This window comes from Brucella anthropi (assembly GCF_046630315.1).
GTDB lineage: Bacteria > Pseudomonadota > Alphaproteobacteria > Rhizobiales > Rhizobiaceae > Brucella > Brucella anthropi_A.
This window is the reverse complement of record NZ_LQBD01000035.1, coordinates 12,614-29,694: the sequence shown is the minus strand read 5'-3', so window position 1 is coordinate 29,694 and position 17,081 is coordinate 12,614. Positions and strand designations below refer to the sequence as shown.

Here is a 17,081-nt window from a genome sequence, read left to right as displayed (position 1 = left end):
TCCCGGATGGCGGAACGCCCGGCTTGACCGGGCGCACGCTATCCTTTTCCCGGAAATCGGCCCGGTAGAGAGGGGAAGCGGACGCACCCATGAAACAGCATAACCGCAGACTGGATGCCATTCTGGCAATCGCGCTGATCGCCTTCGCCCTGCTGCCCTGGTATCGCATCGAAGATGGTTTCCTGCATTTTGGCTGGATCGAAGGGCTGTTCAGCGAAAGCGCCGAGGCACCCGGCATCCTGCAAATCTTCGTCTTCGGACGCCCGTGGATCGGCGCGATTGCGCTTTTGATGCTGATCTGCGCCTTTGCGCGCTTTGTCCTGCCTGTCGGAAAGCGCAGTGGCGTTCTCATCGCCGCAAGCCTGATCGGGTTCGTTTTTCTGGCTTTGCAAGGCTTGGCAATTGGTTTTTCCGGCTGGAACTGGACAATCAGCGAAACGCTTTTCGGGCCGCTTTCCGATGGCCAGCCATCCTTCGGCGCAGGCGCGATCCTGACCGGCCTCTGCTTTCTCCTGATCTTTTCTTTCGGGCTTGCCGAACGCGGCGTGATGAAGGGCGACGCTTTCGTTGTTTCCTCGATCACGTTACTCGTGGCGCTCGTCGGTGTCTTTGTCTTCTATCCGGTGCTCAGCATGTTTGTTGGCTCGGTGCAGGATTTTGACGGTTCGTTCAACCCGGACGGGTTCATCGGTAATATTCAGGATTCCTCCATCTGGAGCCTAGCATGCGTGGTGGACGAGGGCCGCTGCGGTGTGGCATGGCGCACGCTTTGGCTGGCGCTGATGACGGCGACCGGCTCCACGGTTCTGGGCCTCGCTTTTGCCCTCGTCGCCACTCGCACCGGCTTTCCCTTCAAGAAGGGGCTGCGGCTTCTCACCATTCTTCCGATCATCACGCCGCCCTTCGTGGTGGGCCTTGCGCTGACGCTTCTCTTCGGGCGCGCGGGCGTGGTAACGGAACAGATTTCGAGCATTTTCGGCGTCGAGCCAGGCCGCTGGCTCTATGGCCTTACCGGCATCTGGATTGCGCAGGTTCTCTCCTTCACGCCCATCTCTTTCCTCGTGCTGATCGGGGTTGTCGAAGGCGTCTCTCCCTCGATGGAGGAGGCATCGCAAACGCTTCGCGCCGACCGCTGGCGCACTTTCAAACGCGTTTCGCTGCCATTGATGGCACCGGGCCTTGCCAATGCCTTTCTGATCGCCTTCATCGAGAGCATGGCCGATTTCGGCAATCCCATGGTGCTGGGCGGAAGCCATGGCGTTCTCTCGACCGAGATTTTCTTCGCTGTCGTCGGCGCGCAGAACGACCCATCGCGCGCGGCTGTTCTCGCCATTGTGCTGCTCTGCTTCACCCTGTCGGCCTTCCTCGTCCAGCGGATTTGGCTTTCGGGCAAGAACTTCGCCACTGTCACTGGCAAAGGCGATTCCGGCATTCATGCCGGCCTGCCGCGCGGGTTGAAGATCGGCGTCTATGCGCTTGTCATTCCGTGGATGTTCTTCACCGTGGTCGTTTATGTGATGATTCTTGTCGGCGGTTTCGTGCGCCAGTGGGGTCTCGATAATACGCTGACGCTGGAACATTATACGCGCGCCTTCTCTGTCTCATGGACCGATGGCGGGCTGGCCTGGACCGGTGTTGCGTGGAACTCGTTCTGGACGACGATGGAAATCTCGCTCATGTCCGCGCCGCTCACCGCCGCCGTTGGCCTGCTTACGGCCTATCTGATCGTGCGGCAGCGTTTCGTCGGGCGCAACGTGTTCGAATTTGCGCTGATGCTGAGCTTTGCCATTCCCGGTACTGTTATCGGCGTCAGCTACATCATGGCCTTCAATCTGCCGCCGCTGGAAATGACCGGCACGGCGCTGATCCTCATCGCCTGTTTCGTGTTCCGCAATATGCCTGTCGGCGTGCGTGGCGGCATCGCGGCGATGAGCCAGCTCGACCGAAGCCTCGATGAAGCCTCGCTCACGCTGCGCGCAGGCAGTTTTCGCACCATCCGCAAGGTGATCCTGCCTTTGCTGCGTCCTGCTATCACGGCGGCGCTGGTCTATTCCTTCGTGCGCGCCATCACATCCATCAGCGCCGTGATCTTCCTTGTTTCGGCCCAGTACAATATGGCGACCGCTTATATTGTCGGACTGGTGGAGAACGGTGAATTCGGCGTGGCGATTGCCTATTCCTCTATGCTGATCGTGGTGATGGTCATCGTCATAACCGGCTTCCAGCTTCTTGTGGGTGAACGCAGGCTGCGGCGCGAAAACCGCGTTGCGGCGGCTGCGCCCGTCAAATCCGTCCATCAGGAGAAAACCGCATGACTGCGATCCGTCCCGGCTCCGTAACCTTTGAAAATGTCACCAAGAAATTCGGCAATTTCACTGCCTTGCCCGGCCTGTCGCTGACGGTGGAACCCGGCACGCTGGTCACGCTGCTGGGACCTTCCGGCTGCGGCAAGACCACGACGCTGCGCCTGCTTGCCGGTCTGGAACACCCGACTGCGGGCCGCATCCTCATCGGCGGCAAGGATGTCACCAATCTGCCTGCCAATGAACGTGATGTGTCGATGGTCTTCCAGTCCTATGCGCTCTTTCCACACATGACCTCGGTTGGAAATGTCGCCTATGGGCTTGAATCCTCCGGCTTCAAGAAGAATGAGGCGCGCGAGCGTGCCGAAGAAGGGCTGAAGCTCGTGGGCCTCGGAGGGATGGGGCATCGCCTGCCGGCCGAGTTGTCCGGCGGGCAGCAGCAGCGCGTTGCCGTTGCCCGTGCACTCGTGCTGGAGCCGCAGGTTCTGCTTCTGGATGAGCCGCTTTCCAATCTCGATGCACGCCTTCGCCGCCGCGTGCGCACGGAAATCCGCGAATTGCAGCAACGGCTTGGCTTTACCGCCGTCTATGTAACGCACGATCAGGACGAAGCGCTTGCCGTTTCGGATACGATCATCGTCATGAAGGAGGGCGAAATTGCCCAGAAGGGCAGCCCGCGTGATCTTTACGAGGCTCCGGCTTCCGCCTTCATCGCCGATTTCATGGGGGAAGCCAATGTCGTGCCCTGCGAGGTGATGAGCGCGGAAGGTGGCGAGGCCGTCATCCGCGTTGCTGGCCTTACCCATCGCGTGCCAACGCGCAATGCACGGCCCGGACCGGCGCAGCTTGCCATCCGGCCCAATGCCGTCACCTTGCAGCCGCAGGCGGGTGGCGGGTTTTCCGGCCGCGTTGCGCATTCGGCTTATCTCGGCGATCACATCGAATATGAAATCGAGACCGAACACGGCAAGCTCTTCATCGTCGATCCGGCGGTGGAGCAGGCCTTGCCGCCGCAAACGGATGTTTCTATCGAGTTCAAGACACGCGGCCTTGCCATCATCAACCAATAAGCACAGCGGAAGCCATCATGACAGCCCATTCCCGACAGGACCTCGAAACACGGCTGGCGCTGGCCGAAAGGATCGCGCGAGAGGCGGGTGCCAAGGCGCTCGACTATTTCAATCGCCGTGAAACACTGGTCATCGAAACCAAGCGCGATCCGCAGGACGTGGTATCGATTGCCGACCGGGAGGTGGAACAACTCATCCGCGCCCGTGTGTCGGAAAGCTTTCCGCAGGATGGTTTTCTGGGCGAGGAATATGGGCTGAATGCCGGTTCGTCCGGCTATACCTGGGTGGTCGATCCCATCGATGGCACCAGTCCCTTTGTCAACGGCATGCCCAACTGGTGTGTTTCTATCGCCGTGCTGAAAGATGGCGAGCCGGTCGTGGGCGTCATTCAGGCGCCGTGCTTCGATGAGCTTTATGCCTCCGCCAAGGAGCAGGGCGCGACGCTCAACGGCAGAAAGCTTGCGCTCGATCCGTCGCGCAATATTCGCAACGCGGTGACGGGCATCGGCGCGAACAATTACGTTACGCCGCAACTGGTGGCCAAGATTGTCGAAAACCTGCTGGAGGCGGGCGGCACTTTCATCCGCAACGGTTCCGGTGCGCTGATGATCGCCTATGTCGCGGCGGGGAGGCTGGTCGGCTACTACGAACCCTATATGCACGCCTGGGACTGCATGGCGGGCTTCTGTCTCGTGCGCGAGGCCGGTGGCTATATCCATCCATTCCCGACAGATGGCGAAAATCTCACCAAGGGCAACAGGGTTTTCGCCGCCGCGCCCGGTGCGGTGGACGACCTGAAGAAAGTCGCTGGTCTGTGAGAAAGGCCCCGGTTTTCGGGGGCTTATTTTGTCCAGCCGAATTCGGAATAGGTCTCGCCGCGTGCGGCGCAAAGAAGCGCCTGCCGGACATAGAGGATGGTATTCTCAGGCAGGGCTGCGAGACTGCACCACCGGAGATCCGCGTGCTTGTCCGGCTCGCATATGGTGGGCGTGCCGCTCCATTCGTCAGCGCGGAAGAAATGGCCAAGCCATGTATTGCCGCCCGTCAAGCTGTGAAGCGTGTGAACAGGCACCAGCTTTTCCGGCAGAATGCGCACCCCCGTCTCCTCGTAGGCTTCGCGTGCGGCGGCCGCGCGGATCGTTTCACCCGCGTCGAGGCCGCCTGCGGGGATGCTGAATGAGCCATCCATCCAGCCGGTGCCTTTCCGCTGCAATATGCAGATTTCCTCGCCGCGTGTCAGAATAACAAACACCGCAGATGATAATTGGAAACGCACGCGTTCGTTCACCAGCCCCTCCCAAGCAAACAGGCAAGCCCATTTTGGACTTGCCGAGAGCTTACATGAGTCGGCTTTCCCGGCGAGACTAATCAAGGATTATCGCGCTTGAAAATCCAGTCATGATCGGGATGATTCTTGAACCGCCATTTGCGCAACGGCCCGGCCATGACGTTGAGATAATACATCTCGTAGCCATAGGGCGCGCCGCATGGATGGTGGCCTTTGGGCACCAGAACCACGTCGCCATCGGCAACGGCCATTGTCTCGTCAAGGCTGCCGTCTTCAGTGAAGACGCGTTGGAAGCCAAAACCCTGCGCCGGGTTGAGCCGGTGGTAATAGGTTTCTTCCAGATAGGTCATATCCGGGAAATTGTCCTCATCATGCCGGTGCGGCGGATAGGACGACCAATTGCCTTGTGGCGTGAACACCTCCGTCACCAGAAGGCTTTCGGCAACATCGCGGCCTTCCATCGCGATATTGTGGATGAAACGGGTATTGGCGCCCTTGCCGCGCTGTTCGAGCGTCAGGCCTTCCGGGCCGAGCTTCTGCGCCTTGCGGCCGGGTTTACCCGGCGCGGTGCAGACGGCCAGCACGCAATCGGTGGTGGCCGTCGCGCTCCATTCGCTTTCAGCGGGAACATAAAGGCAGTGCGGCGGCAGCTTTTCGAACACGCTCATGCGTTCGCCCATTTCGCCGAAGGTTTCGCCGGAGGCGGAAATCTCCGCCTTGCCTTCCACCAGAACGAGGATCACTTCCGTCGCGCCGGTTTTTTCCGCAGCACTTTCACCGGCCTTCAGGCGGTAGAGGCCAAAACCGACATAGCCCCAACCGGCGTTTTCTGGCGTGATGTCGTGAACCTTGCCATTCGTACCCTTCGGTTTGCGCAGAAGATCGGCCATGTCCTAAACTCCCTTGTCGAGTCCTGCCTCACGCGCGAATGCCTTCAGGGATTTCAGCCCAAGCGACTGATATTCAAAAGGATTGCGCACATCAGGGTCCTGTTCGGCTTCGATAACGAGCCAGCCCAGATAGCCATGCTCGGCGGCAATTTTCAGCACGGGCACGAAATCTACTGAGCCTTCCGTATCGCCCGGCACGGTGAAGACGCCGCGCCGCACACCTTCCAGGAACGAAAGGCTCTGGTCACGCACGTCATGCGCTATATCCCGGCGGATATTCTTGGCATGGATATGGCCGACGCGCGCCATGTGCTTTTTCGCAACCCGTTCAGGATTGCCTCGTCCGAACAGGCAATGGCCGGTATCGAGCAGCAGCCTGGTGTACGGCCCGGTGAAACGCATCAGACGGTCGATTTCGTCTTCCGTTTCGACGATTGTACCCATGTGGTGATGATAGACAAGCGTGATGCCCTGTGCGGCAGCGTATTCGGCGAGCGCTTCTACGCCGAGGCCGAACGTCTCCCAGCGGGCATCTTCCAGAATAGGGCGCTCTTCCAACGGCTTGTCATTGTCGCCGTGAATGGCGTTTGACGTTTCGCAGACGATGATAACCTTCGAGCCCATAGCCTTCAGAAGATCAAGTGCTGGCTGCATGGCAGCCTTTTCTTCCTCGACGGAATTGACCAGCAGGTTGAGCGAATGCCAGCCGGAGACATAGCGCAGGCCGCGCGGTTCCAGCACTGCTTTAAGAGCGGCAGCTTCCTGCGGGAATTTATGACCTTTTTCGATCCCGTCGAAGCCGATTTTCGCCGCTTCGTCGAGGCATTGATCGAGCGTGATATGCGCGCCGAGGGTCCGGTCGTCGTCGTTCGACCAGGCAATGGGATTGGTGCCATAGAGGATCATCGATCAGTTTCTTTCTTTGATCTGGGCTTCATAGTTTTTGCGTGCGGCGCGCACCTCGTCGCGTTCCGAGACTTCCGGTACGGCGACGTCCCACCACCAGCCGCCGGTTTCCGGCGTGGCGTAAGGGTCAGTGTCAATGACAATGACGGTTGTGCTGAGGCTGTTGCGTGCTTCGGCCAGTGCGTCTTCCAGTTCGCGGATGGAGCCGACTTTCTTTGCGTCCGCGCCCATGGCGGCAGCGTGCGCGGCAAAATCGATTTGCGACGGGTTCACATGGGCTGCATGGTCGAGCAGATTGTTGAATTCTGCGCCGCCGGTCGCCATTTGCAGCCGGTTGATACAGCCGAAACCGCGATTGTCGGTCAGAACGACGGTGATTTTCTGCCCCATCATGATGCTGGTGGCCAGTTCGGAATTGGCCATCATATAGGAGCCGTCGCCAACCATCACGATCACGTCGCGTTCGGGTTCGGCCATCTTGATGCCAAGGCCGCCGGCAATCTCATAGCCCATGCAGGAGAAGCCATATTCCATGTGATAGGACATGGGGCGCCCGGCCTTCCAGAGCTGGTGCAGCTCGCCCGGCATGGTGCCTGCCGCGCACATGACGACAGAATTTTCGCGGGCCTGACGCTGAACCGCGCCGATAACCTGCATGTCGGTCGGCAGCGCGTTGCCGTCACTGGGCGCGGCGGTGAAACGGTCCGCTGCCGCAAACCATTTTGTTTTGAGACTGGTATCGACGGGTTGACGCTTGTAGACGCCGACGGCCCTGGAAAGCGCTTCAAGCCCGATCTTCGCATCCGCCACGAGCGGCAGCGAATTATGCTTGGACCCGTCATAAGGCTGTACATTGAGCGAAAGAAGTCGGCGTCCGGGATGTTTGAACAGGGCCCATGAGCCGGTGGTGAAATCCTGAAAGCGCGTGCCGACGCCAATCACGAGATCGGCTTCCGCCGCCACCGCATTGGCGCTGTCAGCGCCGGTCACACCGACAGGGCCGAAATTCAGCGGATGATCCCATGGCAGTGCGGATTTGCCAGCCTGCGTTTCAATGACGGGAATGCCATGCGTTTCGGCAAAGGTCCGCAGCGCCTCATGCGCGCCGGAATAATGCACGCCGCCGCCCGCCACGATGGCGGGTTTCAGCGCGCTTTTGATGGCGGCGGCAGCGGTTTCCAGTTCGTGCTCGTCCGGCGGCGGCCTGCGCCAATGCCAGACCTTCGGCGCGAAGAATTCTTCCGGCCAGTCATAGGCTTCCGCCTGCACATCCTGACAGAAGGCGAGCGTCACCGGGCCGCAATCAGCGGGGTCGGTCATGGTGCGAAAGGCGCGGGGAAGGGCGGTGAGAAGTTGTTCCGGCCGGGTGATGCGGTCGAAATAGCGGCTCACCGGGCGGAAACAGTCGTTGACGGTCATGGTGCCATCGTTGAAATCCTCGATCTGCTGGAGAACCGGATCGGGACCGCGATTGGCGAAGACATCGCCTGGAATGAACAGCACGGGCAGGCGGTTCACATGGGCGAGCGCTGCTGCCGTTACCATATTGGTTGCGCCGGGGCCGATGGAGGATGTGACGGCGCAGGCGCGCTTGCGGCCAAGCTGCTTGGTATAGGCGATGGCCGCATGAGCCATGGTCTGCTCGTTATGGCCACGCCAGGTCGGCATATGCTCGCGAGCGCCGTAGAGCGCCTCGCCAAGCCCCGCCACATTGCCATGCCCGAAAATGGCCCAGACGCCCGCGATGAAGGTGTCACCCTCCGGGGTCATCTGGTTGGCCAGATAGCGCACCAGTGCCTGCGCGGCGGTCAGTCGAACGGTTTTCATGTCTCCTCCATCCCTCCCGACGGAAAGTGTTCAGTATGAGCGCGCCTTGTCCCAGATGTCGCAAAGACTTTGGTAGCGCGCGGCCATTTCGGCGACGGCTTCCGCATCATCGATCGCACCGCCCAGCCATTTGCGCGCGGATTCTCCGAAAATCGTGCGGCCCACGGCAAAACCTTTCACAAGATCGAAACCCGCCGCAACCCCAAGGCTTTCCTCAAGCTCCTCCGCCGGGGCGTCGAGACCCAAAACCACGATGCCGCGTGTGTTCGGGTCGTTGCGGGTTATGGCGTCGCAGGCATTGGCCCATGCGGCCTTTGTCTTCAGTGGTTCCAGCTTCCACCAGTCGGGATAAACGCCGATGTCATAGAAGCGTTCGATCACGCGCGCAGTCGTCATGTCATCGACGGGGCCGGCCTTGGATGGAATGATTTCCAGAAGGAATTCCAGCCGGTTACGCCGCGCGGCTGTGAAAAGACGTTGAACCGTCTCTTCCTGTCCAGTCCGCACTTCCACCGGATCGTCCGGGTGGTAGAAGCACAGGAGCTTCACCACATGTTCCACCGGCCATTCCACAAGGCCACCGCAATCGGGGCCGAGTTCTGGTTCAAGCTTCAACGGACGCGAACCCGGCCATTCGGTGGGACGTCCGATCCAGAGGCCCGTGCCCGCCGCGCGATAAAGGGCGTCGCGGCCAAGCCGTCCGTCGCACAGGATACCATAGCCTTCCGCGCCACCTGCAACCTTCAGGGCCGCATCAAGGCAGAGTTGCTTGAATTCGCTGATCTTTTCCGTCGGGACACCTGCTTCCGCCGCCATTTCCTCCAGCTGGATGCGATGATCGAAGGCAAAAACGCGCATATGCGGCCAGTTGCCATTGCGGTTGGTGGACCAGTGCACCTGTTCCAGCTCCGCATCCTTGCGCAGCGCCTTGTTGCGAATGCCGCGCCGCAGGAAGAATTGCAGTTCCTCCCAGCTTGGATAGGCAGGCGTGCAGCCATGACGCGACACCGCGAAAGCGCCGCAGGCATTGGCGAATTTCAGGCTGGTCGGCCAGTCTTCGCCCTTGAGCCAGCCGCGAAGCAGGCCGGACATGAAACCATCGCCCGCGCCCAGCACGTTGAAAACTTCGATAGGAAAGCCCTGTCCGCTCTGCCCTTTGTCCAGGTCGTCCGGAATATCGCCCTCGAAAACCACTGCGCCCATCGGCCCGCGCTTGCAGACCAGCGCCGCCTTCGTGACCTTGCGCACGGCCTTGAGCGCGTCCAGCGTGTCGGTCGAGCCGCCAGCTATGTGAAACTCTTCTTCCGTACCGACGATCAGATCGAAAAGGTGCAGTGTCGATTGCAGCTTTTCGGTGACGGACGCACTTTCGATGAAGCGGTTTTCGCCATCGCCATGGCCGGAAAGCCCCCAGAGGTTGGGGCGGTAATCAATATCGAGCGCCGTGCGGCTGCCATTCTTGCGGGCAAGCCGCAGCGCCTTCAAAACGGCGGCTTCCGTGCGCGGATGCGACAGGTGCGTACCGGTGGCCAGAACGCAGCCAGCCTCCGCGATGAAACCCGGGTCGATATCGTCTTCACATAGCGCCATGTCGGCGCAATTTTCGCGATAGAAGATGAGCGGAAAATGCTGCTGATCGCGGATGCCGAGAATGACGAGCGCCGTAAGCCGTTCAGTGTCGGTTACGATGCCGCGCGTGTCGACACCTTCGCGTTCCAGTTCACGCAGCAGGAAGCGCCCCATATGTTCGTCGCCGACACGGGTGATGAGCGCCGATTTGAGACCCAGCCGCGCCGTTCCGGTCGCGATATTGGTGGGGGAGCCGCCGACATATTTGTTGAACGAAGCCATATCTTCGAGGAGGCCGCCAATCTGTGCGCCGTAGAGATCCACCGAAGATCGGCCAATCGTTATCAGGTCCAGCCGCTTCACTCCTGTCCTCCCTCAATATTTTCTTATTGCTGCCGATCGATGCGTGCGATTCAGTGCATATAGCAGTTATTCCATTTTCGATTAAAATGGATTTATTATTCTATTTCAACTGAAAAATGGAACGGGACAGAAAGAATGATTATTCGACCTGACGTGCCGTCCCCACCGCGACGGCCAGCGCGATAGCCAGACATAGTGTGGCCGAGAGCGAACGGAACGCACCGAAATCCACTTCAGAAACGAGCAATGTCTGTTTGGCGGGTTTACTCATGGGGCTGACGAACGTGTCGGTGATGCCGACGACATCGATACCCCGCGCGGCAACGGTTTCTGCCATTGCGATTGTTTCGGGCGAATAGGGCGAGAAACTGATTGCCAGCAGCACATCGCCTTCGCGGATGGCATGCAGGTTTTCCAGTTTGCCGACCGCGCTGTGGAGCATGGCGGGAACCTGCATCTTCTCCAGCGCATAAGCCAGATAGCTTGCGACGGGAAAAGCACGTCGGATTCCGATAATGTGGATTGTTTTTGCGCTGGCGAGAAGCTGAACGGCTTTTTCGAGCGCTTCCGGATCAATGGTTTTGAGCAAACCTTCAAGGGACGTGCGGCCTGCTTCGGCAAATTCGGCGAGGAGGGCGGGAGCGCTGCCTGTTGCCGTTTCTCGCAAATGCTGCAATCTGGTTGAGTAGTCAGGCCAGCCGCCCGCATAGGATTCCCGGAAAAGCTTCTGCATTTCCGAAAAGCCGGAAAAGCCCATGATCTGGCAAAAGCGCATGAAGGCTGAGCTTTGTACACCTGCGCCCTCGGCCATCTCGGCCACGGTCGATACGGCGATGCGATCCTGATTGGCCGCAACGAAATCCGCGCACTGTTTGAGCCGCTTCGGCAGACGATCGGAAACCTCAAGCAGCTTTGCTTCGAATTCCTTGATATTCGCCGGGACACTGATTGATGACGGGGCAGGGGAATCCATCAGGGGCCTTTCAATATGGTCTCTTGACAATCTTTATGCCACATTCTAGCAAAATAGAATAAATATTCCACATCGTAATCTCCATTCATTGAAAATGGCCGTTTCCTGGGAGGATGAGGCAATGGTGACACGTCTGGCACTGCTCGGCGCGGGCCGTATCGGCAAGGTTCATGCAGGCGCAATCGCTGCGGACAAGAGGGCCCGGCTGATTGCTGTCGCGGACGCCAACGAGGAAGCGGCGCGGGCAATTGCTGATTCTGCGGGTGCGGAGGTTCGCACCATCGACGCTATCGAAAAATCCGACGACATAGATGCGGTGTTGATTTGTACGCCGACGAACACCCATGCCGATCTTATTGAACGGTTTTCGCGCGCGGGCAAGGCTGTTTTCTGTGAGAAACCCATTGATCTCGATATTGCGCGCGTTCGGGCCTGCCTTGATGTCATCCGCGAAACGGGTGCGAAGGTGATGCTGGGTTTCAACCGCCGTTTCGATCCGCATTTTGCGGCGGTTCGTCAAGCCATCGACGACGGGCGCATCGGGAAGGTTGAAATGGTAACGATCACCAGCCGCGATCCGGGCGCGCCGCCCGCGGAATATATCAAGGTTTCAGGCGGCATTTTCCGCGATATGACCATCCATGATTTCGACATGGCGCGCTTTCTTCTGGGCGAGGAGATTGACAGCGTTGCGGCTTCCGCTTCGGTTCTGGTCGATCCGAAGATCGGCGAGCTTGGCGATTATGATAGCGCAAGCGTCATTTTGACGACTCCCTCCGGGCGTCAGTGCGTGATTTCCAATTCGCGCCGTGCTTCCTACGGTTACGACCAACGTATCGAAGTGCATGGTTCGCTTGGGGCCGTTTCGGCTGAAAACCAGCGGCCCGTTTCCATCGAGATCGCTTCAAAGGATGGTTATAACCGTCCGCCATTGCACGACTTTTTCATGACACGTTATACGGCTGCCTACGCCGCCGAAATCGCGTCGTTCATCGATGCACTCGATACAGGCAAGGCGCCGCACCCCTCGGCCGAGGACGGTTTGCAAGCTCTGGCGCTCGCTGAAGCTGCGCTTCGTTCGGTCAAGGAGGGACGCGTGGTCAAAGTTGCGGAAGTTCTTGGATAGACGGTAAATTCGTTTGCCTTTTCCCGCGATCGGCTGCGATATGCGGGATATGGCCTACAAGATTGATGATTTGCCGTTGGAAGCGTTTTTCGTCCCCGTAAGCAAGGCGACGGCGGCTTTGGTGCGGCTTGACGAGAGGCTCTCACGATCGCCCATTCGCGAAGGCATGATCGAGCGGATGCACATGCATGATGCCGTCGCTTCGATGTGGCTTGAGGGCGAACTGGTGCATATGGAAGATCTGGTCCTGCACGATGCCCTGATGGACAGTCGGATGCCAAGCCACGCACTGACTATCGCGCATGCGACATTGCGCATGCGTCGGCAGATTGCCGGAAGGCATGCGGATTGGGCCCTTGGTCCGGCAGGTTTGCGGCGGTTGCTGGGGGGCGCAGCCGATACAACGCCATCTGCAATAGAAGCGTCTGAAGCCGTTGAGGACGGGGGCGATCCGCTGCTCGATGACATCGATAACCTGCTTGCGCGAACGGATGCGCTTTTGAAGGGAGCCGCTGCTGACAAGTCCAGGCGGCAGACCGCCGCACGCGACGCGCTGCTTTATGACGACGATTGGGATGAGGATGCGCGTTTGCAGGAATGGCAGGATTGCCTTGCTGCGACACGGCATCTGCCGCCACTTATGCGGGCGGCATTGATCCATGATGCCTGGTTTTCTCTGGATGTTGTGCAGCGCTCATCCTGGATCGGGCGGTTGCTGACTGCGGCCTTCCTGCGACAGAGCGGCTTGGCAACCGGTCATTTACCGGTAATCAGTCTTGGTCTTCGCGCAAAGAGGCCGGATGAACGGCGTTCGCCCGACCGTCTGATCCGTCTCAAGGTGTTTTTCGAAAGCGTTGAAGATGCCGTCGACACAATCTTGAAGGAACATGACCGGCTGCTTCTGGCGCGTGAACAGATGCAGCGCAAACTTAAAGGGCGAAGATCCAATTCGCGATTGCCGCAACTGATGGAGATGGTTTTGCGCAGCCCCGTTATTTCCAGCCTGATGGTGGAAAAGGAGCTGCACGTCACGCAACAGGGCGCGCTGACGCTGATTTCGGAGCTGAACCTTAGAGAAATTACCGGACGCGGACGGTTTCGTGCCTGGGGAATTTTTTAGGCGATTTTCATGCATTTGCCACGAAGATGGTCGGCAAAAAGCTGAAACTCGTTGCGGCGGGCGGCGTTCGAGCGCCAGACAAGGACCAGGGACCGGTAATTGTTCTTGCCCTCATAAGGGACGATACTCAGTTGCGTTCCGCGCGTAACCCCGGCCTTGACGGCCACTTCGGGTAAAAGTGTAACGCCCATGCCGAAATCGACCAGTTGCACCAATGTCATGATGGATGTCGCATGCACGTCGCCGCCCGCCTGTGCCGGAGTGGAGCCTATGGCGGCCATGACGTGCTCTCGAAGGCAATGCCCGGTTTCCAGCAGAAGAAACGGCTGTTCCTGCAAGTCATCTGCTTCGACTTGATCGCGATTGGCCAGCGCGTGATCGCGCCGCACGGCCAGATAAAATGGATCCTGGCCAAGCTCGGCCACTTCGAATTCATCCAGATCATAGGGATGGGCGACAAGCGCGACATCAAGCGACCCTGAACGCAGGCTGTCGAGCAGGGAGCGCGTGAGACCTTCGCGAATAGTCAATTGCAATTCGGGAAAAGCCTTGGCGGTGGTCGGCAGCACCTTAGGCAGCAAAAAAGGTGCTATCGACGGGATGACGCCCATGCGCAATCTGGTCGTAAGCGGGCGCTCTGCCTGCCGTGCATGTTCCGGCAATTCTTCAATGAGGGCGACGATGGTTCGGGCACGGGCCAAAAAATCCTCACCCGCAGGCAGTAGCTGCATTCTGCGGCCCGAACGATCGATCAGCGTTACGCCAAGTTCCGACTCCAGTGCCTGTATCGCCGCACTCAGCGTCGATTGGGTAACACCCACGACTTCAGCTGCTCGGGAAAAAGAGCCAGCCTTGACGAGGGCCATAAAATAATGGAGCTGGCGGACGCTGATATTGAGCATGGGTCTTCTGAATCTGTTTCATCGTTAAAATCGATGGATTTGATCGTTATAATCGCTTTGACCGATTTAACAAGAATCTCTATAGATGGATTGCAGGCGGAAATTTCTGAAAATTCAGAAATTCTCGCATAACAATTGAATTTACAGGCAGGTATGAAATGCTCGGTATTGGCGACAAGCTCCCCTCCTTCAAAGTCACCGGCGTAAAGCCCGGCTTCAACCATCACGAAGAGAACGGCGTTTCGGCGTTTGAAGACATTACCGAAGCAAGCTTTGCGGGCAAGTGGAAGGTTATCTTCTTCTACCCGAAGGATTTCACCTTCGTTTGCCCGACGGAAATCGCCGAATTTGCGCGTCTTGCTTCCGATTTCGAAGACCGTGACGCAGTCGTTCTGGGCGGTTCGACCGACAACGAATTCGTGAAGCTCGCATGGCGTCGCGATCACAAGGATCTCGACAAGCTGCCGATCTGGTCGTTCGCCGATACCAACGGCTCGCTGGTCGATGGACTTGGCGTTCGTTCGCCCGATGGCGTGGCATACCGCTACACCTTTGTTGTCGATCCCGACAACACGATCCAGCACGTTTACGCAACCAATCTCAACGTTGGTCGCGCTCCGAAGGATACGCTGCGCGTTCTCGATGCATTGCAGACCGACGAACTGTGCCCATGCAACCGCGAAGTCGGTGGCGAGACGCTCAAGGCTGCCTGATTGGCCCTGATTATCGACGAAAAGGCGGGTTCAGGCCCGCCTTTCTTGTATTGAGTATCCAAAATGACAGATAAAGAGGGTTTCCATGTCCATTGATGATCTGAAATCAAAGATCCCGGATTTCGCCAAGGATGTTCGTCTCAATCTTTCGTCCATGGCAAGCGACGAAACACTGACGCCGCAACAGAAATACGGCCTGTTCGTCGCCTGCGGCATTGCCTCCCGCAATGCCGATGTGCGCAAGGCACTTGTTGCTGAAGCCGCCGCCAAGGTGGACGCCTCCGTCATTCAGGCGGCAAAGTCGGCAGCATCGATCATGGGCATGAACAATGTCTATTACCGCTTCGTACATCTTGCGACCAACAAGGATTATCGCACCATGCCGGCGAAGCTGCGCATGAATGTGATCGGCAATCCGGGCGTCGACAAGGTTGACTTTGAACTCTGGTCGCTGGCCGTGTCCGCGATCAATGGTTGCGGCATGTGCATCGATGCGCATGAGGATGTCCTGCGCAAGGCCAATGTGACGTCGGAAAAGATCCAGACGGCTGTGCGTTTTGCATCGATTATCCAGTCTGTGGCTATCGCCCTGGAAGCTGCGGACGCCGATTAAGAGCGGCAAGTTCTCTAAAAGAAAAACCCGCGCGGATCGCTCCGCGCGGTTTTTTTGATTTGGGCCGGTTATTATTCGCCGCGCTTGAACGAAATGAAGACAAAGCCGATCAGCGAGACGACTGCGGCAACAGACATGTAATATCCGACATAGTCGAAGCTGTAGTGCGTGGCGAGCCAGGTCGCGATGTAAGGTGCAACCGAAGCACCGAGAATGCCCGCCAGATTGAACGTCAGTGAAGCGCCGGTGTAGCGAACCGAAGTCGGGAATGGCTCGGCGAGCGCTGCACCGATCGGGCCATAGGTCAGCCCCATCAAGCCGAAACCGATGATGAGAAAGGCGAGAACGCCAGCCGTGCCAGCCATGAACAAGGGCGCCATGATGAAGCCGTAGAGACCGATCAGGACGGTGACGATGATCATGACCGGGCGCATGCCGAAACGGTCGGACAGCAGTGCTGCCACTGGAATCATGAGGCCGAAGAAGATCACGCCGACCATCTGGAGGATAAGGAATTCCTCGCGGGTGTAACCAAGGGCCCGCGTACCCCAACCCAGCGAAAAGACCGTCATGAGATAGAACAGCACGAAGGTTGCGACGGCACCGATGGTGCCGAGGAAAAGGCTGGTCTTGTGCTGCTTGAACAGCGTCGCGACCGGCACTTCCACACGTTCTGCCTTATCGATTGCTTTCTGGAATTCCGGTGTTTCGGCAATTTTCAGGCGAATGAAAAGGCCAACGCCGACCAGAAGGGCGCTCGCGATGAATGGAATACGCCAGCCAAAAGCGAAAAACTGTTCTTCGGTGAGAGCTTCAGCCAGACCAAGAAAGATACCGGTTGCCAGAATGAAGCCGACCGGTGCGCCGAGCTGCGGGAACATTCCATACCATGTACGCTTGCCTTCCGGAGCATTTTCAGTTGCGAGCAATACAGCCCCACCCCATTCGCCCCCAAGGCCAAGCCCCTGACCCAGGCGGCAGAGGGCCAGCAGGAGCGCCGCCCAGACACCGATCGAGTCATAGGTTGGCAGGAAGCCGATGGCGACCGTGGAAATGCCCATGGTCATGAGGGCCGCGACCAGTGTCGCCTTGCGGCCGACCTTATCGCCGAAGTGGCCGAAGAGTGCGCCGCCGATGGGACGGGCAAAGAAGGCAATCGCGAAAGTCGCGAGAGACTGGAGCAGCGCGGAATTGCCGTCGCTCTCGGGGAAGAAGAGATGCGGAAATACGATCACCGCAGCGGTGGCGTAAATATAGAAATCGAAGAATTCGATCGTGGTGCCGATCATGCTGGCGGCCAGAACACGGCGCGCGGAATTTTTCTGCGGGGAAACCGCTACAGCGACAGTCATTGTTTCAAATCCACTATTTGCGGGCCGTCTAAATTAGGGGGAGGAGCCCGAGATATGATTTCTTTA

15 protein-coding genes are annotated in these 17,081 nt (G+C 58.6%); 7 read left to right on the top strand and 8 right to left on the bottom strand.

Going from position 1 to position 17,081, the window contains the following annotated elements:
- The first annotated feature begins 89 nt into the window (after nucleotides 1-89).
- From AVM02_RS14940 to AVM02_RS14930, 3 genes are read left to right on the top strand one after another with little or no spacing between them, the layout of a single operon-like run.
- Nucleotides 90-2,315 carry an ABC transporter permease gene (locus AVM02_RS14940; protein WP_411507714.1) on the top strand — a complete coding sequence of 742 codons (2,226 nt, stop codon included), beginning with the start codon at nucleotides 90-92 and terminating at the stop codon, nucleotides 2,313-2,315.
- Nucleotides 2,312-3,373, top strand: a complete 1,062-nt coding sequence (locus AVM02_RS14935) for an ABC transporter ATP-binding protein (RefSeq protein WP_411507713.1) — start codon at nucleotides 2,312-2,314, stop codon at nucleotides 3,371-3,373. The genes AVM02_RS14940 and AVM02_RS14935 overlap by 4 nt, the downstream gene beginning before the upstream one ends.
- Nucleotides 3,374-3,390: 17 nt before the next feature.
- Nucleotides 3,391-4,191 carry an inositol monophosphatase family protein gene (locus tag AVM02_RS14930; RefSeq protein WP_411507712.1) on the top strand — a complete coding sequence of 267 codons (801 nt, stop codon included), beginning with the start codon at nucleotides 3,391-3,393 and terminating at the stop codon, nucleotides 4,189-4,191.
- Nucleotides 4,192-4,214: 23 nt separating this feature from the next.
- Here AVM02_RS14930 and AVM02_RS14925 read toward each other — a convergent pair whose 3' ends face one another.
- The 6 genes from AVM02_RS14925 to AVM02_RS14900 form a co-directional block, all read right to left on the bottom strand.
- Nucleotides 4,215-4,661, bottom strand: coding sequence for an NUDIX hydrolase (locus AVM02_RS14925; RefSeq protein ID WP_411507711.1), 447 nt, complete (start codon nucleotides 4,659-4,661; stop codon nucleotides 4,215-4,217).
- Between the two features lie 80 nt (nucleotides 4,662-4,741).
- Nucleotides 4,742-5,551, bottom strand: coding sequence for a 5-deoxy-glucuronate isomerase (gene iolB / locus AVM02_RS14920; protein ID WP_411507710.1), 810 nt, complete (start codon nucleotides 5,549-5,551; stop codon nucleotides 4,742-4,744).
- Between the two features lie 3 nt (nucleotides 5,552-5,554).
- A complete protein-coding gene (gene iolE, locus AVM02_RS14915; protein ID WP_411507709.1) occupies nucleotides 5,555-6,457 on the bottom strand; it encodes a myo-inosose-2 dehydratase in 903 nt (300 codons plus the stop codon).
- 3 nt (nucleotides 6,458-6,460) lie between these two features.
- On the bottom strand, nucleotides 6,461-8,284 hold the full coding sequence (gene iolD / locus AVM02_RS14910) for a 3D-(3,5/4)-trihydroxycyclohexane-1,2-dione acylhydrolase (decyclizing) (protein WP_411507708.1): 1,824 nt from the start codon (nucleotides 8,282-8,284) through the stop codon (nucleotides 6,461-6,463).
- A gap of 30 nt (nucleotides 8,285-8,314) precedes the next feature.
- Nucleotides 8,315-10,216: a bifunctional 5-dehydro-2-deoxygluconokinase/5-dehydro-2-deoxyphosphogluconate aldolase gene (locus tag AVM02_RS14905; RefSeq protein ID WP_411507707.1), complete on the bottom strand. Its 1,902-nt coding sequence runs from the start codon at nucleotides 10,214-10,216 to the stop codon at nucleotides 8,315-8,317.
- Nucleotides 10,217-10,355: 139 nt separating this feature from the next.
- Nucleotides 10,356-11,189, bottom strand: coding sequence for a MurR/RpiR family transcriptional regulator (locus AVM02_RS14900; RefSeq protein ID WP_411507706.1), 834 nt, complete (start codon nucleotides 11,187-11,189; stop codon nucleotides 10,356-10,358).
- 121 nt (nucleotides 11,190-11,310) lie between these two features.
- Between AVM02_RS14900 and iolG the strand changes: the two genes are divergently transcribed.
- Both iolG and AVM02_RS14890 read left to right on the top strand, forming a co-directional pair.
- The gene (gene iolG / locus AVM02_RS14895; protein WP_411507705.1) at nucleotides 11,311-12,315 is read left to right on the top strand and encodes an inositol 2-dehydrogenase; all 1,005 of its coding nucleotides are present in this window, start codon (nucleotides 11,311-11,313) and stop codon (nucleotides 12,313-12,315) included.
- Between the two features lie 49 nt (nucleotides 12,316-12,364).
- The gene (locus AVM02_RS14890; protein ID WP_411507704.1) at nucleotides 12,365-13,435 is read left to right on the top strand and encodes an RHE_PE00001 family protein; all 1,071 of its coding nucleotides are present in this window, start codon (nucleotides 12,365-12,367) and stop codon (nucleotides 13,433-13,435) included.
- Here AVM02_RS14890 and AVM02_RS14885 read toward each other — a convergent pair.
- Nucleotides 13,432-14,337, bottom strand: coding sequence for a hydrogen peroxide-inducible genes activator (locus AVM02_RS14885; RefSeq protein WP_411507703.1), 906 nt, complete (start codon nucleotides 14,335-14,337; stop codon nucleotides 13,432-13,434). The genes AVM02_RS14890 and AVM02_RS14885 overlap by 4 nt on opposite strands.
- Nucleotides 14,338-14,495: 158 nt before the next feature.
- Between AVM02_RS14885 and AVM02_RS14880 the strand changes: the two genes are divergently transcribed.
- On the top strand, nucleotides 14,496-15,050 hold the full coding sequence (locus AVM02_RS14880; protein WP_411507702.1) for a peroxiredoxin: 555 nt from the start codon (nucleotides 14,496-14,498) through the stop codon (nucleotides 15,048-15,050).
- A gap of 85 nt (nucleotides 15,051-15,135) precedes the next feature.
- A complete protein-coding gene (locus tag AVM02_RS14875) occupies nucleotides 15,136-15,663 on the top strand; it encodes a carboxymuconolactone decarboxylase family protein (protein ID WP_411507701.1) in 528 nt (175 codons plus the stop codon).
- Nucleotides 15,664-15,734: 71 nt separating this feature from the next.
- Here the strand turns inward: AVM02_RS14875 and AVM02_RS14870 are convergent, their stop codons facing one another.
- Nucleotides 15,735-17,015 (bottom strand): MFS transporter, encoded by a 1,281-nt coding sequence (locus tag AVM02_RS14870; RefSeq protein WP_411507700.1) that lies wholly within the window; start codon nucleotides 17,013-17,015, stop codon nucleotides 15,735-15,737.
- Nucleotides 17,016-17,081 lie beyond the last annotated feature (66 nt).